At 43.2% G+C, this 23,310-nt stretch carries 17 protein-coding genes; 8 read left to right on the forward strand and 9 right to left on the reverse strand.

The features are described 5' to 3' along the window. Window positions 1-58: 58 nt before the first annotated feature. Together ACRC53_RS12555 and glpX are read left to right on the forward strand one after the other, a co-directional pair. Window positions 59-562, forward strand: coding sequence for a Spy/CpxP family protein refolding chaperone (locus ACRC53_RS12555; RefSeq protein ID WP_438643731.1), 504 nt, complete (start codon window positions 59-61; stop codon window positions 560-562). A 260-nt stretch (window positions 563-822) separates the two neighbouring features. Beyond that, a complete protein-coding gene (gene glpX / locus ACRC53_RS12560) occupies window positions 823-1,833 on the forward strand; it encodes a class II fructose-bisphosphatase (RefSeq protein ID WP_438643732.1) in 1,011 nt (336 codons plus the stop codon). 114 nt (window positions 1,834-1,947) lie between these two features. Here glpX and emrD read toward each other — a convergent pair whose 3' ends face one another. After that, a complete protein-coding gene (emrD, locus tag ACRC53_RS12565) occupies window positions 1,948-3,156 on the reverse strand; it encodes a multidrug efflux MFS transporter EmrD (RefSeq protein ID WP_438643733.1) in 1,209 nt (402 codons plus the stop codon). 408 nt (window positions 3,157-3,564) lie between these two features. Between emrD and ACRC53_RS12570 the strand changes: the two genes are divergently transcribed. Further along, on the forward strand, window positions 3,565-4,182 hold the full coding sequence (locus tag ACRC53_RS12570; RefSeq protein ID WP_438643734.1) for a helix-turn-helix transcriptional regulator: 618 nt from the start codon (window positions 3,565-3,567) through the stop codon (window positions 4,180-4,182). Between the two features lie 104 nt (window positions 4,183-4,286). Then, window positions 4,287-5,033 carry an FAD-binding oxidoreductase gene (locus ACRC53_RS12575; RefSeq protein ID WP_438643735.1) on the forward strand — a complete coding sequence of 249 codons (747 nt, stop codon included), beginning with the start codon at window positions 4,287-4,289 and terminating at the stop codon, window positions 5,031-5,033. A 122-nt stretch (window positions 5,034-5,155) separates the two neighbouring features. On the opposite strand, the gene ACRC53_RS12580 is transcribed toward ACRC53_RS12575, so the two are convergent. Then, window positions 5,156-5,569: a DUF805 domain-containing protein gene (locus tag ACRC53_RS12580; RefSeq protein WP_438643736.1), complete on the reverse strand. Its 414-nt coding sequence runs from the start codon at window positions 5,567-5,569 to the stop codon at window positions 5,156-5,158. Window positions 5,570-5,918: 349 nt separating this feature from the next. Between ACRC53_RS12580 and gstA the strand changes: the two genes are divergently transcribed. Then, entirely contained in the window at window positions 5,919-6,524 is a 606-nt protein-coding gene (gstA, locus tag ACRC53_RS12585; RefSeq protein ID WP_438643737.1) for a glutathione transferase GstA, read from the forward strand. A 128-nt stretch (window positions 6,525-6,652) separates the two neighbouring features. Here the strand turns inward: gstA and asnA are convergent, their stop codons facing one another. After that, window positions 6,653-7,645, reverse strand: coding sequence for an aspartate--ammonia ligase (asnA, locus tag ACRC53_RS12590; protein WP_438643738.1), 993 nt, complete (start codon window positions 7,643-7,645; stop codon window positions 6,653-6,655). A gap of 226 nt (window positions 7,646-7,871) precedes the next feature. Here asnA and asnC point away from each other — a divergent pair, with 226 nt between their 5' ends. After that, on the forward strand, window positions 7,872-8,333 hold the full coding sequence (gene asnC, locus ACRC53_RS12595) for a transcriptional regulator AsnC (protein ID WP_438643739.1): 462 nt from the start codon (window positions 7,872-7,874) through the stop codon (window positions 8,331-8,333). A gap of 57 nt (window positions 8,334-8,390) precedes the next feature. On the opposite strand, the gene ACRC53_RS12600 is transcribed toward asnC, so the two are convergent. After that, the gene (locus ACRC53_RS12600) at window positions 8,391-9,734 is read right to left on the reverse strand and encodes a GGDEF domain-containing protein (RefSeq protein WP_438643740.1); all 1,344 of its coding nucleotides are present in this window, start codon (window positions 9,732-9,734) and stop codon (window positions 8,391-8,393) included. 498 nt (window positions 9,735-10,232) lie between these two features. Between ACRC53_RS12600 and ACRC53_RS12605 the strand changes: the two genes are divergently transcribed. Next, window positions 10,233-10,361, forward strand: coding sequence for a hypothetical protein (locus ACRC53_RS12605; RefSeq protein ID WP_438643741.1), 129 nt, complete (start codon window positions 10,233-10,235; stop codon window positions 10,359-10,361). Window positions 10,362-10,854: 493 nt separating this feature from the next. On the opposite strand, the gene ACRC53_RS12610 is transcribed toward ACRC53_RS12605, so the two are convergent. From ACRC53_RS12610 to ACRC53_RS12625, 4 genes are all read right to left on the reverse strand, one after another. Further along, a complete protein-coding gene (locus ACRC53_RS12610) occupies window positions 10,855-14,778 on the reverse strand; it encodes a DEAD/DEAH box helicase (protein WP_438643742.1) in 3,924 nt (1,307 codons plus the stop codon). A 262-nt stretch (window positions 14,779-15,040) separates the two neighbouring features. Beyond that, window positions 15,041-16,468: an N-acetylglucosamine-binding protein GbpA gene (gbpA, locus tag ACRC53_RS12615; protein WP_438643743.1), complete on the reverse strand. Its 1,428-nt coding sequence runs from the start codon at window positions 16,466-16,468 to the stop codon at window positions 15,041-15,043. 508 nt (window positions 16,469-16,976) lie between these two features. Further along, window positions 16,977-18,416, reverse strand: a complete 1,440-nt coding sequence (gene gbpA / locus ACRC53_RS12620; RefSeq protein WP_438643744.1) for an N-acetylglucosamine-binding protein GbpA — start codon at window positions 18,414-18,416, stop codon at window positions 16,977-16,979. A gap of 194 nt (window positions 18,417-18,610) precedes the next feature. Continuing rightward, window positions 18,611-19,144: an EAL domain-containing protein gene (locus tag ACRC53_RS12625; RefSeq protein ID WP_438643745.1), complete on the reverse strand. Its 534-nt coding sequence runs from the start codon at window positions 19,142-19,144 to the stop codon at window positions 18,611-18,613. Between the two features lie 1,469 nt (window positions 19,145-20,613). Here ACRC53_RS12625 and potE point away from each other — a divergent pair. Continuing rightward, window positions 20,614-21,981, forward strand: coding sequence for a putrescine-ornithine antiporter (gene potE, locus ACRC53_RS12630; protein ID WP_438643746.1), 1,368 nt, complete (start codon window positions 20,614-20,616; stop codon window positions 21,979-21,981). A 358-nt stretch (window positions 21,982-22,339) separates the two neighbouring features. On the opposite strand, the gene aqpZ is transcribed toward potE, so the two are convergent. Further along, window positions 22,340-23,038 carry an aquaporin Z gene (gene aqpZ / locus ACRC53_RS12635; RefSeq protein WP_438643747.1) on the reverse strand — a complete coding sequence of 233 codons (699 nt, stop codon included), beginning with the start codon at window positions 23,036-23,038 and terminating at the stop codon, window positions 22,340-22,342. Window positions 23,039-23,310 lie beyond the last annotated feature (272 nt).

Below are 23,310 nucleotides of genomic sequence, written 5' to 3' on the forward strand. Positions count from 1 at the left end.
TTACTGGCTTCACGAACAAATTTCCTCTCCCTGTTAAAATTATTAAAAAGGAAAAACCATGCGAGTACTGAATAAAGTAATGATTGCTTCTGTATTAGCACTGACGTCAGGTCTGGCTATGGCACAAACCACCGCAGCAACAACGACCGCTGCAAATGGTGCTGCACCAGCAGAAAACACTGGCATGATGCATAAGCACCACATGAAAAATGGTGGGCATAAAGGAATGCATTGCATGGGTTTTAGCACCAAGGGGCTAAACTTAAGTGAACAACAGCAAGCACAACTACAAGCTCTGTGCCAGCAGCAAAAGCATCAGCCACGTATGGACAGTGAAACCCGTGCTGAAATGCATAAAATCATGACAGCTTCTAAGTTTGATGAAGCCGCAGCACGTAAAATGTTTGAAAAAGTCAATGCACAGCGTGTTGATAGCCAAGTTGAACAAGCGCGTATCCGCAACCAAATGTATAACCTGTTAACCCCTGCGCAACAAGCCAAAGTTAACCAACGTTATCAGGCTCGTCAGCCTGTTGCTGCAACTGCACCAGCAGCTAACTAAGTTTTTGGTTATTCTACCAAATTCTCAATTTACATCCCACCTGCTGGCACGATGTCAGCGGGTGTTTTTTTATCTTTTCCCTTCAAATTGTGTTTAAAGCACCGGTTTTTATCCCCCTTATAGACTCTGTTTTACTGTGACGATTTCCTTTTTTAGAGGGAATGAGCGTGATTTTAAACGCGCAAGCGCAAACGGTTACGTCTGTTTTATGCTAGACTCGCAGCGTTTTTATTCATTCTCTTTTTGACAGGTTTCCCCTCATGAAACGTGAATTAGCGATCGAGTTTTCCCGTGTAACCGAAGCAGCGGCACTGGCCGGTTATAAGTGGCTAGGGCGTGGCGATAAGAATATCGCCGATGATGCTGCAGTGCGTGCAATGCGCATTATGCTCAATCAAGTTGAAATCGCCGGTGAAATAGTGATCGGTGAAGGTGAGATTGATGAAGCACCCATGCTGTATATCGGTGAGAAAGTAGGGACTGGTCAAGGTTGTGCCGTTGATATTGCGGTTGATCCAATTGAAGGCACGCGGATGACAGCCATGGGGCAGGCCAATGCGCTGGCAGTACTGGCTGTGGGCGAAAAAGGCACATTTTTACGTGCCCCTGATATGTATATGGAAAAATTGGCAGTAGGGCCGGCAGCAAAAGGGGTGATAGATCTGAATTTGTCCCTGACTGAAAACCTGACCCGTGTGGCTGAAAAACTGAACAAGCCGCTGCATGCACTGACCGTTATTACACTGGCTAAACCACGCCATGACAGTGCTATTGCACAGATGCAAGCAATGGGCGTACGGGTATTTGCTATTCCTGATGGGGATGTCGCGGCCTCTATTTTGACCTGTATGCCAGAGAGTGAAGTGGATGTGCTGTACGGTATTGGCGGTGCGCCAGAAGGCGTTATCTCTGCGGCGGTGATCCGTGCGCTTGATGGCGATATGCAGGGCCGTTTGCTGGCACGTCATCAGGTAAAAGGTGACAGTGAAGAGAACCGCCGGTTGGGTGAAAGTGAGCTGGCCCGCTGTGCAGAGATGGGCATTGAAGCGAATAGTGTGCTGACGCTGTCAGATATGGCACGTAATGATAATGTTATTTTCTCGGCAACAGGGATCACCAAAGGCGATCTGCTTGAGGGTATTTATCGTCAGGGCAATGTGGCAACCACCGAAACGCTGTTGATCCGAGGTAAATCGCGCACCATTCGCCGCATTAAATCTACTCACTATTTAGATCGTAAAGACCCAGAGATCTGCCAGATTATTCTGTGATAATGCCGCAATGCGTTATTGATGATAAGCAGTGTTGTTATACAATTACAAAAACGGCACTCCATAGAGTACCGTTTTTATCGTTATGTCACTGCATATGAATGCAAAATAGTATTAACCTATGCGGCGAGCCGATAATGGCTGCTTTTGCTGGCGCTGACGGTAGACAATCAGTAACCAGTTCAAACCAATGAGTAAACCCATCAGTAACATCAACAAACCAAGGGTTGTTTGCCCTTGCATAGGCAAACTTGCAGAGAGCCACGTAGTCATGCCTGAGCCCATATTTTGTAAGCCCCCCACCAAAGCACCGGCTGATCCGGCCAACAGTGGATAAGGGTTGAGCGCCCCCGTCGTTGCCAATGGAAACAGCATGCCGCCTGCAAAAAAGAACATTGCTGCAGGAATCAATAGGCTATATACAGTAAGAATACCGAGTGCACCACATGCCCACATTGCAAAACCAGCAAAGACTGCAGAGCTAACCCCAATCCACATCAATTGATGTAAGGTAAAACGCTTTTGTGAGGCTAACCATGAGCCTAAAAATGCTGCGGGTAAGGGGAGAATAAACAAGACACTGACCATCACCTCACTGAGCCCTAGCTCATTGCTCATCAATACACCCGCACTGGCTTCAAAAACCGCAATTCCAGCTAATGCACAGACCATAATCAGCACATATCCCACAAAATCGCGCTGTTGTAACAGGTGTTTATACCCTTTAAACAGACTGGTTGTATGATTTTTTGCTGCTTCTGGTCGTGTTTCTGGTAGCCAACATGCCATGGACAACCATACTGCAGATCCTAATCCAAGTAAAAAGACAAAACAGGCTCGCCAACCAAAATGGGTGGATAATACCCCCCCTAATATTGGCGCGAGTAGTGGGCTGAAAATAACACCCATACTGATTAAGCTATTCGCACGACGCAGCGGTGCCCCATCAAACAGATCACGTGGCACAGTACGGATCATGACACCCGCAACCCCTGTCCCCAACCCTTGGATCGCGCTGCTGGCCACCAGCAGGTCTAAATTAGGTGCTAAAATAGCCAATAGTGTACCGGCAACAAATACCAGTAAACCGGCCAGCACAACCGGGCGGCGGCCAATCCTATCCGACAGTGGGCCATAAATGAGCTGTGATAAACCATATGTCAGTAAATAGGCGGCCATCACCGCTTGTACTGCGCCTGGGCGTACCATTAATCCGGTTGCAATTTGTGTCATTGCGGGCACATAGATGGTTTGTGTCATCTGCCCAACAGCCACTAACAAAATCAGCAAAAGCAGCATTTTGTTTTCGTTTATTTTCTTCATGTTTAATTGGCTTCAATTCCACTGCACAATGCCACCACAACGTAAATTGCAGTGTGAGCAATGCAGCGTATTATTCTGTGGATTAAGGGAAATAGTAGCGAGAAAAATGACTGGAAAGAGTCATGAGTGATACGATAACAAACCAGTGAGCCAGCTCACAACTTTTTGCACAAGGAAGCGACCCAGTCAGCGTACAGATAACCGATCACCCAGTGGAATAAAATATTTACACTGTAGCCGGCTTGGGTATGATTTTAAGCTCACAATCGGTCTTGCATGCCCACTCCCCCAACTCGACAGGATCGGTTTGATACTGCAACAGGCAAGGTAAACGCATTGCTTTATCAACTGCGCACGGCATAATAAACATTCTATTAACATGGTGATGAAACCGGAGCAGAGGCCATCATGAAAACGGCAGATATTATTCTGCACCGGCTAAAAAGCCAAGGCGCGCTCAGTGCAAAAATGCTTGCGACCGACTTAGGCATGACAGCAATGGGGATTCGCCAACACATGCAGCTACTTGAGCAACAGCAATTGGTACAATGGTCCGATCAACGGCTAAAAATTGGCCGGCCAACCCGCTACTGGTCACTCACTGCCCAAGGGCATGCCACCTTTCCTGATCGCCATGCCGACCTTTCTGCCGGATTACTGATCAGCATCCGTAAACTGTATGGCGAGCCGATGCTCAACCAACTGATGAGCGAGCGTGAAGAGCAATTGTATCAGCAGTATCACGGTGCGCTCTTGCATGCCCAGACGCTGGAAGCCCGCCTGAGTGCACTGGTGCGGCTGCGCCAAAACGAGGGATATATGGCCGAACTGCACCCCTATGCCGGCGGATTTTTACTGATTGAACAGCACTGCCCGATCTGTTCTGCCGCCAGTGCGTGTCAGGCCTTATGTACCAGTGAACTACACTTATTTCAGCGCCTGCTCGGTGAACCTTATCAGGTTGAACGTATCGAACATATTGTTGGCGGAGACCGCCGCTGTGCCTATGCTATTTCAGCCCGTTGATACAACAACGCTGATATCTGTATAGGCATAGATGGATATCCTGATAAATAAAGTCATATCCGAATAAAAACAATATATTGAGCAACACACAGAAGGTATACAGCATGACAGAGTGGGTTCAAGGCCGCGTCAGTAAAATCGAACACTGGACCAATCGCCTGTTTTCGCTGCACGTCCGCGCAGCGGTTGCACCGTTTAAAGCCGGCCAGTTCACCAAGCTGGCGCTCGATATTCAGGGTGAACGGGTACAGCGCGCATACTCGTATGTGAATGCTCCCGACAGCGATGATCTGATTTTTTATGTGATCCAAGTGCCCGAAGGCAAACTCTCTGGTGCGTTACAGCAGCTACAGGTGGGGGATAATGTCTGGCTGACAGCACAGGCCAACGGTTTTTTTGTGCTTGATGAGCTACCACCGACCCGTGATTTATGGATGATCGCTACCGGTACGGCCATTGGCCCGTATTTATCAATGCTGGCACAACCCTTACAACTTGAGTCTATTGGCCATATCCGCCTGATCCATGCCGTGCGCCAACAGTCAGATCTCAGCTACTGGTCACAGATGCAGGCGTTGGAGGCTGAATATGCCGGAAAATTACGCTGCCTGAGTGTAGTGAGCCGTGAGGCAAATCCTGATGGATTAGAGGGGCGAATTCCGGCGCTATTAACCTCAGGTGCACTAGAGCAAAAAGCGCAATTAGCTATTACGGCCGAACATTCACACATTATGCTGTGCGGAAACCCACAAATGGTGCGCGATACCCAGCAAACGCTGATCAACAGCTTTAACTTGCAAAAACATCTACGCCGTAAACCCGGCCAGATCACCTGTGAGCATTACTGGTAAGTAAAACACCCGCGTAATCTGTTCAATGCACAGACGCGGCACGGTAACAACCCAATACCGTGCCGCGCGCTATAATAAAACGTCATCAGTTTGAAACGATTACCGTCAATTAGCCCGCAACACTAGCGGCGAAAACGCACCGGTTGCGGAACATCACCATACTGATTACGGTCTGGCTGACCACGAAACAGCCCACAATCAAGGGCAAAAATCACCAGTACGAACAGCGGCATAAAACGGGCAATCGCCCACTGCCACAGCGGTTCGGTTAAATACGGGCCAATTCCCGGAAAAAACACCGGAATAATCAACAGTGCCGCAAACCAGCCGGGTTTACCCCTGTCGTGTAGACGCTTGACCAAGACCGCCAGCATCGGCCACAGCAGCACTATCACTACCGCACTGACCGCATTGGTGTAACCGTCAAGCAACCAGGTTGCCAGCATCAACAGCAGCAGACAAATGCCCATTCCCTGCCAAAAGCCTTGGCGCAATAATCGCCCCCGAAAAGAAAATAACCATACATAAAGCGGCATAAATACACCTTGTCGCGGCAAAGTAGAGTACATAGTATCCTGCATCCTGACTTAAATCGCAGCAGTAAAATCACGTTAGTGTGATGTCACATTCTGTCTTAGCCACTGTTTTTTGTGCACGATCTTTTACCAGCCATCCGCTTATTGCTTGCACTGCCTGTACCGTATTTGTTGTCAACCACTCAAGGTTATGTAATCGGATTTAGCCTGCATGACGAGCTCTCTCCTACATATCCGTCACCTATATTGGTTTACAGTAGATAAGGTAAGTGCTATGCATATTAATCTGCTCTTTTTGGTTGTTGAACCTTAGTTTCCAATACATGCCGTTATCTAAAGGAGATGAATAATGAAACTGTTCTATACCCCTGGCGCTTGTTCAATGTCTCCACACATTGTGCTCAATGAACTTGCACTTCCTCACAGTATTGAAAAAGTTGACTTACGCTCAAAACTGACTGAGCACGGCACTGATTTTCTGACCATCAATCCCAAAGGGCAAATTCCTACTCTAGTGCTTGATGATGGCTCTATACTGACCGAAGGGGTAGCGATTGTGCAGTATTTGGCCGATCAACGCCCAAACAACCCACTGACACCGGCGGCAGGCAGTCGTGCTCACTATCATCTGCTCGAATGTTTAAACTATGTTGCGACCGAGCTGCACAAAACCTGGGGCAGCCTGTTCAATCCGGCGATGCCAGCCGAATGGCGTGAAGTCGTACTAACCCGCATTCAGGGGCAACTGGCCTATTTAGATCAGCAGTTTTCCCAGCAAGAGTATGTTACTGGTGCAACCTTCTCGATAGCCGATGCCTATATGTTTACCGTTCTTGGCTGGGCAACACCGCTGAAAATTGATTTTGCTCCGTATCCACATGTACAAGCGTATCTTGCCCGTATCGGCGCGCGTCCGGCTGTACAGCAAACACTCAAAGCCGAAGGGCTGATTTAACCACCGTTGGGTGGCTAACAGCCACTCATTTTCGTTAACAAAACGCCCCTGAGCAGCCATGCTACTCAGGGGCGTTTTTATACCGACGGGTTGATACCGAACGGTTCAGAAAGAGGAATGATGTCAGATCACAATAGCCCGCTCACTTTATGGTGTAACGCGCTCGGCCAGACACCGCACTGCACCTGCCCGATATGTGGGCGTTGCAATAACAGCATAGTCAGCCGCGATTGCCCGATGCCGCCACCGATAGTTTGCGGCATCGCGCCCTGCAACAGGTTCTGATGCCATGTTTGACTTAAACGTGCCTCATCACCGGTTAAGGCTAACTGATGTTGCAGTGCGGCCGCATCGACCCGAATCCCCATTGATGACAGCTCAAGCACATCATCCAGCACAGGGTTCCACACCAAAATATCACCGTTTAAACCGGCCAAGCCCTCAACTCCCGCAGAGCTCCAGTCATCATAATCTGGCGCGCGACAGTCATGTGCCTCGCCATTTGACAACGCCCCGCCGATGCCTATCAGGAATACCGCACCCCACTCTTTGGCAATCGCCCGCTCACGCTCTTTGGCACTGAGCTGCGGGTAACGTTGTAACAGTTGCTCGCTGTGTATAAATTGGATTTCAGCGGGCAGGAATGGTGTTAACCCATACTCAGCACACACAGCCCGTTCAGTTTGCTTAATCGCACGGTAAATATGTTGCACTGTCTGTTGCAGATAGGCCGGTGTACGATCTTCTACCAACATGACGCGTTCCCAATCCCACTGATCAACATACACAGAGTGAATGGCGGATAAGTGCTCTTCATCAGGGCGCAGTGCCTTCATGTGCGTGAAGATCCCCTCTCCGGCCTGAAAGCCGTAGCGCCCTAGTGTATGGCGCTTCCATTTTGCCAATGAATGCACCACTTCAAATTGTGCTTGTGGCAAGGTTTTGACCTTCACTTGCACGGCCTGCTCACTGCCCGACAAGTTATCCTGAATGCCATCACCCACTTGGCTCAAAATAGGCCCTTGCACTTCCACCAGATCAAGGTGCTGTGCCAGTTGATCGGAAAAGTAGGTTTTTACAAAGCTGATTTGCTGCTGGCGCTGGATAAATTCTCTGCTCATGATACGGCTCTTCTTCTGTTATTGCCGGTCTGCTGACCCGTCAAAAAAGGTGGATATCGCGCTAACAGAGCCATGCATATCATTTGCTCCTGCGCCTCATTGTTTTTGATTCTTCAACAAAACCACTCTACAATTCAATATTCATTAATAAAAATAACCATTACATGTGATTATCGCTAAAAAAATAGCATCATATTTAATGAATCAATAATTAAAGGCGGTAAAAATGGGTGAAAATTACCGAATCGATAATCTGGATAAATCGATATTAAGTGCATTAATGGATAATGCGCGCACTTCGTATGCTGAACTGGCCAAGCGTTTTGGGGTCAGCGCCGGTACAATTCATGTGCGGGTAGAGAAGATGAAAGAGGCCGGAATCATTGAGGGAACACGAGTACAAGTTAGCGCCAAACGGCTGGGCTATGATGTCTGCTGTTTTATCGGTATTAATCTGAAAAGCGCCAAAGATTACCCCTCGGCACTGAGCAAATTACGCGATCTTGATGAAGTTGTTGAAGCCTATTATACCACCGGTAACTACAGCATTTTTATCAAGGTGATGACCCGCTCAATTGATGAGTTACAGCATGTGCTGGTCAATAAAATTCAGAATATTGATGAAATTCAGTCAACAGAAACGCTGATCTCACTGCAAAACCCCATTTTACGTGATGTTCAACCTTAATTTGTCCTCGCCCGGCAGGGCGAGAACCGGTTGCTGCTGCTAACCCCTGCCTGTGTATTACAAAATTTGTGTCAGTGTGACCTGATTTTTACCCTTGTGTTTAGAGGCATACAAACACTCATCAGCAATTTTAAATACTGTGTCAAATGTTTGATACCGAGCAATACACCCACCAATTGAGACTGTAATCTGCTTAATATCGGTTGCCGGAGACATCTGCGCAATGGTGTGACAAATATGTTCGGCACGATGACGGATTATGTCTTCTCTATCAGTCATCATAATTAAGACAAACTCCTCTCCACCCCAACGGGCGACAATATCGGTCTCACGCGTAAGTGTTTGTAATACCAATGAAATAGATTTTAGAACTTGATCACCCACATCATGCCCATAAACATCATTAACCTGTTTAAAATCATCTGCATCAATCACCAATACGCTATAACAAGGGGGTAATTTTCTCAAATTATCATGTACATAGTGGCGATTATGTAGCCCAGTTAAGCTGTCTAAATAAATTCTGGTTCGAAAGGCAAGCAGATGAGAAGTCACAAACACACTGACTGTAGAGATGATCAGGGCAATAAGCAGATCAGAGACTCGCAATAATGATAAGTCACTGTAACCGATGGAAAATTGATACGGTGAACAGGGAATTGTATAGTGCTCACGCGCAGTCGCCGCGGATAAATAGAATGTTGTGTTGTTATCACGATTAAAACGGCGAATGATGTCAGGAAAAAGGGTTGATTTAATATCAGCAATCACGACCGCATCAAGCTTTCCCTTATTATACAATGGCATAAGAATGCTAAATAGAGATAATCCTGAATCATTTTCTTTATGTTGCTCGCTTAAATACACAAAACAGCCCCGAAAGGAGGACTGATTATACTCTTCGCTAAATACATCTTGTTTTAATGTGTGTTTTTGAAAAATACTTTGCAATACCGAGCGGTGTAGTGGGGAGTAGTTATTATACTGCTGCGGTACAATCAACGCATATTCGCGATTATATTTTACGAGCGATAACGTGGCCAAATACCCTTGAGTCACACTCTCAAGGTTATGTTTTATTGCATTGATATCATTAAAAATATCGGGAACATTATAGACCAGATGATCATACTTTGTTGAAGTAAAAAAGGTCATATTGTGGTATTGCTGACTTTTGGTTTTCGCTTCATCTAGCGAAACCCTTGGTGCATTATGGTAAGCCACGGCCATATTACGCAGTTGATAATAGCTATCGAGAAATAAAATATTAATTTCATCGAGTAAAATAGTTTTACGTAAAACATAACGCGTTTGTGCGTTATTAAATAGAAATAACGTCACTAAAATATTAATAATAATAAAGAGATAGAATAAGCCTAACTTTTGTTTGTTTTTACGCATTGACTTATCATTCAGTAGTGAACTCAGTGAACTGTAAGGTGCAGCAGGCGTTTAATACCTACCGCAATAATAAACATGACGCTTAGACGAAATATACGATCAACAATAGAGTATATTCGATATAACCGCAAAAGCCTGATAACAATGCGCAGCTCTCTTAAGCTGCGTTAGATTTCACTGCGTTATTTACAAGCACACACATGATCATGTTAAGTGTGCGCTTTCCCAAATACCCACTTGACTTAGTGCACACTCAGCGCAATACACTCTCGACCTTTCGGAGTGCAAGAGTGTCGATTAGTTGCTCGGTTAACTAATTATCATACATTTCAAAAAATACCGTTGTACAGATAAAAAAAATCTTAGTGTTAAGGCGATCACACTATTGCATCGCTGTATCGTTTCAGCTATTCTAGCTTTAACAGGAAATGAGACGTTAGTCACACAGCTTGTTAGGTATATAAATATCAACCTCTCTTAATACTAGGGCGACTTATCATGACATTATCTATCATTCGTCAACGTGCGGTTCAGGCTCAAAAGCAACAAGCTACCATCAATTTAGTCTCTCGCGCCTTCAATAAAGCACGCGCGTATTGGCACATCCGCAACGCACAAAGCATTTAATTTGTTGATAAAACACTTTTATCTTTTATTGTTGGTATAGCTATTTTTACACATTGGCTTTTATACAAAGCAATAAATAGCAGTGCTAGAAGATAAGTTATTATACGGTGATAATCATAAACCGTATGGCAATAACGTAATCAATATTGTAGATATGACCTATTATGTGTATACCCGATCAGGGCAACACAATAATCTATCTTTGTCGTACGGATCAGTACGATAAAATACAGAGCATGATCGATATAACAGCAGAACAATCATTTGGTTAAAATAATTATCCTGCCATTTTTAATGATTTTATCGCTTAATTGCCTCTTTTTTATTAATACGCGTTCATCTTCCCTGTCTGATTTCGCTTACTCTGATATTTTTTATCCCTTTCTACTTAGCACTCAATAACGCACTTTTTTAACCTACTTTTATAGGTTAACTGCTTATTGGGCATCAAAGCAGATTGTTTTGATAAAAACTAAAAAGTCAGACTATATCGCTACTGTTGCAATAAGTTAAACAATTGTTCACTGTCAATCTTATCAACATGTGATTGCCCACTTAATACTTTATCAGCCAACTCGCGTTTTTCACTGTGCAAAGCCACTATTTTCTCTTCTATTGTGCCCTCAGCAACAAGGCGATATACCGTTACCGGTTGAGTTTGCCCCATGCGGTGCGCACGATCACTGGCTTGATCTTCAACTGCTGGATTCCACCAAGGATCAAGATGAATCACCGTATCGGCTTCGGTTAAATTCAGCCCCGTTCCCCCTGCTTTTAAACTAATTAAGAACAGCGGATGCAAACCCTCTTTAAAACGGCTAATTGCTTGTTGGCGGGCAGTACTTGAACAGCTACCGTCAAGATAACTATAGGTGAGTTTTCGCTGATCAAGTTGTTCGCGCAAAAGGGTCAGTAGACCTACAAACTGACTAAATATCAGCACTTTATGTTGACCACCAAGGGCTTCTTCAATCAGTAATAGCGCCTCTTCAAGTTTACTTGCAGGCCCGTGGTAATCAGCCATTGATAGGCGTGGATGGCAGCAAATTTGCCGTAAACGGGTTAGGCCTGCGAGCAGTGTCATACTGCCACTTTGGTTGCTATCATCGTTGAGTTCTGTCAGCGTTTGTTGGCGAGCTGCTTCATACAATGCCCACTCTTGCGCAGTTAAGCTGACGCTATGAGTAATTTCTGTTTTATCTGGTAGCTCGGTTAATACCTGCTTTTTAGTTCGACGCAAAATAAAGGGTGAAACTAATGCTCGCAGGCGTTGCAAACTTTCATCATCACGCACAGCGGTTGCGTATTGGCGGGTAAATTTATTTTTACTGCCCAGTAAGCCTGGGTTGATAAAAGCAAACAGACTCCACAATTCAGTAAGATCATTTTCAACCGGCGTACCACTTAGGGCGATACGGGCTTGCGCTTGTAATTTAAACAGTGAGCGAGCTCGTTGCGTGTTAGCATTTTTAATCTGCTGGGCTTCATCAAGCACCACGGTTGACCACGATTTTTCTAATAACCACGTTTCACAACGGGCGATCAAACCATAACTGAGTAACACAATATCGCCAGCAGTAGCACGCGTAAACATGCTAGCCCGATCATCAGCATGCTCAATATTGTGTACATTCAGTTCGGGGGCAAAACGGGCAATTTCAGCACTCCAGTTATGCAAAACTGATTTTGGCGCAACAACCAATGCAGGGCCATGCTGTTGCCGGAATCGTAATAAGGTTAGGGCTTGTAGGGTCTTTCCTAGCCCCATATCATCAGCCAAACACGCCCCAAAACCATGCTCACTTAAATGCGCTAACCATTGCACCCCTTCACGCTGATAACTGCGTAATAGGTGCAAAAGAGATTCGGGCAGGGTAACTTGCTGTTGCCAGCGTGCAGTCAGTGCTTGCCACTGCGAGCCCCCCTCTAGTGTTTTTTGCCCTAAGAGTTGTTGCAGTGGAAATGCCAATTGGCTGTTGAAGCTGTGATCGTCATTGACCAAGTTTCGTAGTGCAGCCAAATGCTGTTGCAGTTGTTCGGTTAACAGTAAGATTTGGCCATCTTCAAGCGTGATGTAGTTTTGTGCTTCGTTGGTTAACAACTGGCTCAGTGAGGCAACCACCACTTTATCAATAGTGATGTCCCCCTCAAGGGCAAACCACTCTTTTTGATCACTCACGCGCAGTTGTAAGTCGGCAACATCTACCGTGTGTGCACGCTGACTTTGTTTACGCCATAATACATTCACTTGCCGCAACAGTGGGCTATGTTGCAACTGTTGTAACAGACCTATTGCAGCACTACCTTGCCAACGCCATTGGTACTGCCCCTCTTCCCCACCAAGTAGTGTATGCCATGGCTGGGCCTGTGCGAGCTCTTGCGCCAGATCACGCTGATACCAGTGCAGGGTATTTTGTGGATCAACAACCCACTCATCACCTTTTCCTGCAGGAACGGGGTGTCGCCAGCTCATTTGTGGTTGACTTAACAACTGAAGTTCTAACCCATCACCCAACCAGTTGAGCCATAAATAGAGTTTTGGCTGCCATACGGTAAGGTCAATATTTCCCGGTAAAGCTGGGTGTTGGCTATACCACGGTTGTTGTGGCCAACGTTGGATCATTTTTTGTAGGGAGGGCAACGAGCTTGCAGGCAGTGCGCTCGGTGCACGGCGAAATGATCGCAATAGTGGAGCAAGCTGTTGTGGCAACTGATAAAACTGCCAGATATCGGCTGTAATTGCACGCAATGTTCCCGGATCCATCGCTTGCCGTGGGGCTAAAATACAGTTTACACCCTCACTGTCTGGCTGAACTTCAAAGCGAATCAGGGGTTGAATCGGTAATAAGGTAAGCGGCTCGCCTTCAGGTAAAAAGACTCTAGGATGCAAGCTCAGTGCTTGTAACAAAGCTTCATCGACTATCACATCCCGATAAAAATAGTGCTCTTGCGGGTTAGTCGCGCGATATACTTTGAGATCATCTTCATCTAACAAGCGTTCAGCTTCTAATCGTAGATTATAGATGCTGACAATCCGCCCTTTAGTCCAACCCTTTTTACCGCGTTTTTGAATTTTTGCCTGCAATTTTTTGGTTTTCGGCTCTAAAATCCAGATCACTCGCTCACTATTTTCTTGTGGTAACTCGGTCAATCGTGCCAGAGATGATGCGGTATCAGCCATTTCATGTGGTTTAGTAAGATCAGCATTGGCTGGCGGGGCGATTGTGCGTTTAAAACCATCAGGAAAAAAGCGGTTGAGTAGTGGATGGTTAACCGGTTCATCAGCTAAAGCATGAAAAATGGCTTGGGTTAAGCTAATCAACGGCGCACGTGGGGGATAACGCATAATATGCTGATAAGTCGGTTGATTTTTCAGCACATTGCCGAGAAGCTTACCATGAACAAGCAAGGCTAACCCAATTAATAGGGTATCTCCCCAGTCAGGGTGTTGTTGTTCGAGTGCCTGAATAGTACTCAACGCGTCAGTATTGTTATTAAGGGTGGCTAATTGCACGATCACGCGTTGCAGGCCTTGATTTCCCGTTTTTTTTGCCCACTCACTGCAGTGACAAAAAAGTGAGTATGCCTCTTCGCTTTGTTCAGGGTAACGGCTATTACGCTGACTGCGCTGATCGGTATTCAGTAATACTGCCCCTAACAGGGTCACGAAACTTGGCGCTGTGCTCTTATCTGCAGGAAACCCCTGTTGCAAGGTATGGCGTAACGCCTCCAGCCCTTCCCGACTCCACGCTGAAAACCAGTGCTCAGGCGAAAGTGTGCCAGAGTGACACAATTGAGCATCCGCTTGCCAGGCCAATCGGGTCTCTGCATTTGGCAATAAATGTGCAAATGTGGCCGCTTGCTGCCAAAAGTCGGGATCACACTCACTGCGAATTTGACTAAACAGTGCATGCTGGTAAAGAGGGCTACGCCATGCCTCAGGCAGATACGGTAAGCCAACCCACAACAGTGGTGAGCTGGTTAACACATCGAGCCAATAGCTTATCTCTATCACCGATCCCCCTAATGCAGGGTGCGTCAGTAATGGTATGCCTAAGGTGCATGGGCTTTTTTCAACTGTTGTAGCCGGTTCAGCCCAACAAGATAATAACTGGAATAGGCATGCCATCAGGCTATCATCTTTTGCAATGCTAAGTGGTTGCAGCAATTTTCCGCTCTGCCACAAACGCAAAACCACCCAGATGCCTGAACCGCTGATATGGTATGTTGTATCGGTAGGGTGTTGATCAAATAACCCGTATTCAAACAGTTCATCAATAACCGGCTGCACCACTAAAGGGTGTGCTAATGACTGAGTAACTTGAACCCTCTGGCATACTTGCTCGACCGATAAGGTGTAGTGGCTTATTGCCAGACATAGAAGTTCAATATGTAAAGGGTGAAGTTTCAAAGCCATTAGACATCCTGCGCAACACTAAACAAACATCGTTCAGCATGCCTCAGAGTTAGGGCGATATTCAAGGGAAAAGAGGGAAAGAATTGCCAAACTTATTACAAAAAGGGAATTTTTATTCGTCATTTTGCGCAAAGGTGACGAACAGAGCATTCAAAGAGCAAAACCCGATGTTTCATCATCAGGTTTGCTCAACATGCAATAACACCGAATCGGCATCAAGTGTAGTTATTAGCCTGCTATATTGGTAGTCAACAAAACGAGGTTATTGTTCAACCCAAGCATCTTGCCAGCTCTCTCCTACTCCTGGCTCATATTGAGGAGTACTTTCACTCCACTGAATACAATAACCACTCTCTGGGAAAGGCTTACAGATGTATATTTTACCATTTTTAGGTTGTAGCACTTTTGTGCCTTCAGTATAAGCGGCTAATGAATCTGGGAAGATAAAGTCATAATCCCCCTCTCCGATACTTGCTTCATTCGTGAGTGTGATATTGCTATTTTGCTGCACAGAGTTATTCTCTTTATCATGTGCCACGGCTACAACCTTATAGCGCCCTTCTGTCACCTTTTTTACATCTACATTAATAGGCTGAGTGGTATTATTAAGTTTAAACGGCATCATCCATTTTAGATTATTGTTATGATCATACACACGGACATCACCCGTAAGATCGCCAATAGCATGTAACGTAAAATCAAATTGTGCGCTTCCATCAGTAATGGCGTATTTATCTTTTAACCCAGTAAACTCCACATCTAACGGTTGTTCTGTTTTAGTTTTGGCGATATCGACAACAACGGAGCTAATATCACTCTCTTTTTTCACAAAAATATCGTTTCTTCCATAAACAGGGATAATTTTATCTTCCGTATTCTTTCTGCCTACTTGATATAATGTCTGCTTTTCATTAATGCTACTAGCCAATGCAAAGACCCAATTATCTTTTTTACCTTGATCTTCTGATGCAATAGTGAATGATGCCGATAAATCAGGTTGGTCTCCCCCTTGTTTATTGAGCACACTGATTTTTATCTCATCCCCCGTATTTAAATCTTCAGTAGGGTTAATATCGCCGACATCTCGCCAAGGTGAATCTGTTTTTTCACTTGCTCCACCAAAATCAACATCTATCACATTATAAAAAGCATGTTGAGTATCGCCGACATTCCACACCCCTAATATAATTTGATAACCGGTACGCGCAGGAACATGACAGGTATGCAGTGATATTTTAGCCGGCTGTTGCATATTGCTATTAACCGTGCAAAATGGCTGTAAATCAAACGACTCACGGGTTAATACTGCATTTTGATCCCAATCTTGCTTGGTAATATAATAGACGAAATTATGGGTAATATGATTTGCAGTGAGCACCCAACGAAAAGTGTTATTGCCTGCCGAAATAGGCGTTTTTTTCCAGCGTGTTGATGTTTGAATATCTAATGCGCCAAATTTTTCTTTACCTGCACTGGCAATCTGACCATCAGGTACACCTTGTTCTGGAAATCCAGCTATCCCTTCTAAACTAAAATAATCAAATGTTGAACCACTGTGGCTGCAATTGAGATTATCACCAAGGTGGCAGGCATAGGCTCGCGATGCTGGTTGTTGAATTGAACCGTGCGCGAGTACTGCTCGTGTACTCAATAAGGCAAGGGTTAATAACACTATTTGCGATAATTTCAACGTTAATACTCCTCTGTTTATTGTTATCTGCCGTGTTAAAGTCATAGGCTTATTGCCTAAACAATAATCACATTGCACACACAAAACTCGCGCTAATAAAATAGGCTATTTAATATCAGCTATGTGATAAACAGAGTATATTCAATTGCAATAAAGAGAAGTGCGGGTAAGTGAGAAGAGCACGGGGTGAAAAATAGTGAATTTATACGATAAGAGAAAACTGCAATAATCCCAGCATAAATATCAAATAACTCATTGTGATAACATAATAACGTGCATAGCCTGTATTTCACTTTTCCTTTATCACGAGAAATATGTTATTCAAATAACAATAAATCACACCTGCTATTTTTATGATTAAGCGAAAACAAAACAGTGATAAAAACATTGTCATATTACTGCATGACAATATGTAAAAAAGCCCCGTACAAAAAATACGGGGCTTTGTGTTGTACTGATTTTAACGCACGTTTTTACTGCATGCGTGATCGCATCTGCAAAGACTTAATTACTTCTTTTCAATCCAGGCATCTTGCCAGTTTGAACCTACACCCGGTTCATAATGAGTGGCACTGCTGTTCCACTGCACGCAATAACCGCTATATGGGAAAGGTTTACACTCGTATACTTTGCCCGTTTTAGGTTGCAGAACGGTTGTTCCGGCAGTGTAAGTATTCAGTGATTGTGGGAAAACAAAGTCATACTTATCAGATGGCTCTTCTGGGCCTGTAGATTCAGCTTCTAGCATAAAATCAGCACTCTTTTGAATGACTTTCTGATCTTTATTGCTCGCTTTAATCACCAAACGGTGGTGGCCTGCTTGCGCGTTATCCAACTTCAGCTCAACTGCACGCGCACTGTCTTTCAGATCAAACGCGCTAAATGCCTGTGCAACACCACTGTGGTTATATACGGTAGCTTGTACTGCCAAATCACCAACGGCACGTACATCAAACTTAATGGTAGTGCTACCATTAACCAGTTGATAAGTCTCTTGTAACCCGCTCATTTCAATATCAAGTGGCAGGCTTGTTTCAGCTTTAATAATTTGAATTTCAACACGCTCTACACCGCTGCCTTTTTTGGCATACACGGTATTTTGACCATACACAGGGTTAATTTTATCCTGCGCATCTTTCTGGCCAGCTTGATACAGTGTTTGGTTACGGTTGATGGTTTCTGCCAGTGCGTATGCCCACTGGTTTTTCTCGCCCAGCTCATCTGATTTAATGGTCAGGGTTGTCGCCAGATCATGGCGCTCGCCTTGAGCATCAAACGCGCGTGCTTTTACCTTGTCGCCTACTTGCAAGTTCACGCTTGGGTAGATAGTACCTACGCTATCCCACTGCGCATTTGGTGTTTCCTCACCCCCGTTGCCATTTTCATCAAACATGACATCAATCAGGTTATAGAAACTGTTAGTGGTATCACCCACTTCCCAAACAGCCATAATGACTTGATAACCACTGCGCTCAGGTACAACAATATCATGACTAAATTGCTTTGGTGGCTGTACCATATTACCGCTTTGTACGGCAAATGGTGTCAGTTCAAATGAGTCACGGGTCAGTGGTGCATTTTGATCCCAGTTTTGTTTGGTAATGTAGTAGCGCCATTCACGGGTAACGTGATTAGCTGTAAAATTCCAGCTGATTTTTTGCTTACCGCTACGCATTGGCATTTTCGCCCAACGCGTGCTGGTTTGTGCATCAAGCTCACTAAATTGCACTACACCGGCACTGCCTAATTTTCCATCAGCAGGGCCTGCCAATGGGAAACCTGACGGCGCTTCTACACTCTGTGGCTCCCACTGCACAGAACCACACTCACTGTTTAAACCTGTTTTACACGCATAAGCACGTGATTGAGGCGTTTCAACATAACCGTGAGCCCAAGCATTTGAACTTAATGCCGCTAATGTTAATAATGCAATTTTTGATAATTTCACTCTTCTACCACATCTATTTATCTTATAATAAAAAGCAGATATCGCTTCTGCACCACATCTCTTTGCCACTTGCAAAAATATTGCGAGGTGACAAATCAAACTCCATTAAATAAATATAAAGCCAGATAAAATAAGCAAGTATATCTTTTCAATACGTTATAAATACGCACTTACATAACTCAATAGGGTAATAATTATTTTTTAATGTTATAGATTAGGTATTCATCGCTATTAATATCTGACCATAAAAACCCTTGACCATAATAAGCCCCTGACTTTCTGGCCGTTTCACAATCTGTTGTTTTCTCAACCCCTTCAATAATGACAGCGTCAGCAGAGTGATGACAAATCATTACGATTTTTTTGAGCAACTCTGTATTATCACGGTATATCCAGAACACATCTTTATCAATTTTAATGCCATCCCAATACTTCTGGTTCATTAACTTAAAATTAATATTATCTCGGCCAAAATCATCTAACCAGATCTGATGCCCATTCTGTTTTATTTTATATATCGCAGATAAGAACTGAGCTTGCTGTTCAGGAATATGCTCTATCTCAATAGCTAACCGTACCTGTGAGTCCGCTAAAAGCGTTGCTACAAAAATGGGATTAATCAAAGCATCAGCATCAAGATTAATATGAAAAACACACGTTGTATTAAAGAGCGAGCTCACTTTTCTTAGCTGCAATAAAAAAATTTCTTTTTTTTTGATAACGAGCAACCCTTAAAGAAATCTTCTATTTTAATCGTACTTAGTGATACGGTTAACACCTCTAACGCCTGCACTTGATGGGTATTTAAATCTACAATAGGTTGCAGTCGTAATGTCAGCCATATCTGATTGCAAAAGATATTCATATAAAACCACACTCATATTATTTATATGCACAAATAGTTATAGTTATCGCTTTAGTGCTTAAATATAAGTCGACACCCTATTGTAAAATAGCTATCAATACAAAAAATATTGCTACAGGGCAAGTTATGCTGTGGTGAATATAATAAATACTAAGCTAACTTCGGAATGCAAGTCACATATTATTTGTGTACTTTTTGGCATGTAAAATCATATTTATGCCAAATAAAAAACACAACACGTTGATACATATAAAAAAAATAAAAAGTCTGATTATTTTTAATCATAATTAAAAAGCACAAATAGCTAAATATTTAGCAGGAAAATAAATAACACAAATAATAGCAATAATCACATTTAACTTATTTTCACTGTAATTAACCCTATGATTTATTAATTATATTCAAATTTATGAATTATTTTGAACTTAAGTATGAGGCTATGGCAATAGGTAAAACCTAAACAAGGTGTACTGACTGCGGATAACCGATCTGTGATAACCACCTGCGTGAGTATTTTAATCTCATCGTAATCATGTGATACAGATCTCAGTATTTTGAGTATGATTCACACTCTTCGTTGCCTGTCATGTCTATCAGCGAATAACCGCAATAAAAAACACAATAAGTTCATTAAATCTCATGAATAAGCTGTAAAATTATCTTTACGGTCAAAACGATAGCCAGCAAAAGGGGAATCATAAATTGAGATCGACATCACAACGATACAAAGTGTTGCATTTATCGCTATGATATTAATTACAATTTAATGACATTTTAAGTCTATTTCTTAGAAGAAAAACCGTACTGAAAAAACATAATGCATTACGATCATGTGAAAAATGTAACACTTAAAAATAAATATCATCATATTCAAAAATCACCACACTTAAAATCACACTCTCCCTCTATAAAAAACACAAGTAAATACACTTTATATACCATTAAATGAATAAAAAATAATTACTTTCTATTAGACGTAACATGCCACAAATAAAAAGAAAGAAACCATATTGAAACAAACTGTTCACCTCTATTTTTTCTATGCTGGCTTTGACATTTTCGCTACGGGCAGACAAAAATAATATCACCCAATGAAAATACAATGGTTAATAATACTCAGCACAATTTTATATTAGCGCGTTATTGATATTTTCACCGTATAACGACATACCCTATAACGATATTGTTATAGGTTGATATCGCACAAATAGAATTTATGCTTCTTTTGTCTTTATACGATGAAAATAAACTCACGATATTATTTTTCATCATGACAAAAACGTGGATGAAAGTAATAAAAGTTAAGTTTATCGAATTAAAGAGATAAATTTTATGGCATCTACCGATGATAATAAAATGGGCCTGATTGGCCTTACCGTATTAGTTACTGTGAATATGATGGGTTCAGGTATTATTATGCTACCTGCTAACCTTGCAGGCACTGGAGGCATTACGATGCTTTCGTGGCTAGTAACAACCCTTGGTGCACTGTGTATTGCGTATACTTATGCAAAATGTGGTATGTTCTGCCACCGTGATGGGGGTATGTCAGCCTACTCACAAGAGGCTCATGGTAAATCGTCATTTTTTATGGCTTCCTACACTTACTATATCTGTTTAGTGATCAGTGCCGTTGCCATTGCAGTTTCCGCCGTAGGCTATATGAAACCATTTTTCCCGTGGCTGGCTGAATCAGGCGTACACAGCTTTTGGGGCGTGGTCGCGGTATTAATTTTGACTATGGTGGCGAACTTTTGGGGGCCTAAATATACTGGCCGCATCTCAAGTGTTACTGTCTGGGGGATTATTATTCCGGTTGTTGGGTTATCAATTATTGGTTGGTTCTGGTTTAAACCAGAACTGTTTGCTGCAGCATGGAACCCGCATGGCGTAACCACAATTAACGGTATCTCTTCAGGTATTGCACTTACCCTATGGGCATTTTTAGGTATTGAAACGGCAGGAGCAAACTCTGGGGCAGTACGCAACCCTGAGAAAACGGTGCCATTAGCCGTCATGCTCGCGACTGTATTTGTAGCCATTGTCTATATTGCCTCAACCTCAGTGATTCAAGGCATCGTTCCGAATGCGGCATTAGCTAAATCTAGCGCACCTTTTGGGCTGGTATTTAGCATGATGTTTACCCCCTTCGTGGGGCAAATTATCTGTGCACTGGCGATTATTGCGTGTATTGGTTCGCTATTAGCATGGCAATTTACGAATGCGCAAGTCTCATGGGCAGCAGCACAAATGCACCTATTCCCACGGGTTTTTGCAAAAATGAACAAGTTTAATGCCCCCATTGCAGGCATGCTAATTATGCTAGCACTTGAACTTCTTTTAGCCACAATGAGTATTTCGCCTAATACTGTGCAGCAATTTAATACTCTGTTGAACCTATCAGTCTTTATTAACATGGTGCCGTATGTTCTATCGCAAACGGGTTTGTTTGTTATGTTGCGTAAGAATCATGTTTCTGGCCACCAATGGAAAATTGGGGCAGTAGTAGGGGCATTTGCCGCAATCTATAGCATTTATGGTGTATATGCTTGTGGCCAAGTAGCGGTGTTTTATGGCTCAATTCTGACACTCTTTGGTTATATCTTCTACGGTTTCATCGCCGCGAACGATGTTCCTGCAAGCTATAATATTGCTGAAGAAAAAATGGAGCACGGTTACATTACCTATCCATTTAAATAGCAATTGGCACTATCTTACCGTTATTTAAATGCTAACTGTGGTAATGAAATAGCAATAAACGCGATAAACAAATAACCATAACCATGCAATAAATGGCAATAATCATGCAGAGAGAGGCTTTAATAATATCGCTTCTTTAATATACAGAAAATTGATTTTTTGATGTTGTTTATGTGCGATTTACATTTTGTAACATCAAGTATTGTGTAACACCATTATCTGTAGCCAACTATTAGGCAGCATTTCATTTGCTGCCTTTTTTTATTTTTATTGTAGGGATATCAGATACAAAAAAAGCGCAATCTCTTAATTGCGCTTTTAGATTATGTTTAATTATCAAAAATCAGTATTCAAATTATTATACTGCTTTCTCACTGAGAATCGTACGGTAAATTAAGCCACCGACAATACCACCAAGTGCTGGAATTAAACAGAATAACCACAACTGATCAATTGCCCATGTTCCTTGGAACAGTGCAACACCAATACTACGTGCTGGGTTTACAGAGGTATTGGTTACTGGAATGCTGATTAAATGAATCAGGGTCAGGGTTAAACCAATGGCCAGCGGTGCAAAGCCTGCTGGAGCACGTTTATCTGTAACACCATGAATAACAAGAACAAAAAATGCAGACAACACAAATTCAGTAATAATAGCTGCGTGCATTGAATAGCCCGCAGGTGAGTGTTCACCATAGCCATTTGACGCAAAGCCGCTGGCCGTTGCATCAAAACCTGCTTTACCACTTGCAATAGAATAAAGCACTGCAGCGGCTGCAATACCACCCAGAACTTGGGCAATAATATAAGGAATCACATTTTTTGCTGGGAAACGACCACCCGCACACAGACCTAATGTAATCGCCGGATTAAAATGTGCACCAGAAATATGGCCAACAGCATACGCCATGGTGACAACCGTTAAACCAAATGCTAATGCCACACCTAAAAAGCCAATACCTAATTCAGGATATCCTGCAGAAATAACCGCACTCCCGCAACCGCCGAGCACTAGCCAGAATGTTCCGAAGAACTCAGCACTTAATGGTTTAAACATATTATGTTTCCTTCACTTTATTTAAGGTGGCGATTCTAACGCTCTATTTTAGGGATAAACAAGCTCTTTTTTATTCCTAAAATAATATGGCATAGCAACTCAACATTTAATTACTCGATTAAATATCTATTAATAACGTAATACCATTGTACTGTTTCCATTTCATGTCAGTTAATTGAGGAATAGATTACATTTTTAAATATCGCAATAAAACAGTACTATTTGTAATAGAACATTAACATCTATCGTTATATCTCATTTTATAAGTCGCT

Source organism: Plesiomonas sp., from assembly GCF_051652165.1.
Taxonomy (GTDB): domain Bacteria; phylum Pseudomonadota; class Gammaproteobacteria; order Enterobacterales; family CAMTGL01; genus Plesiomonas.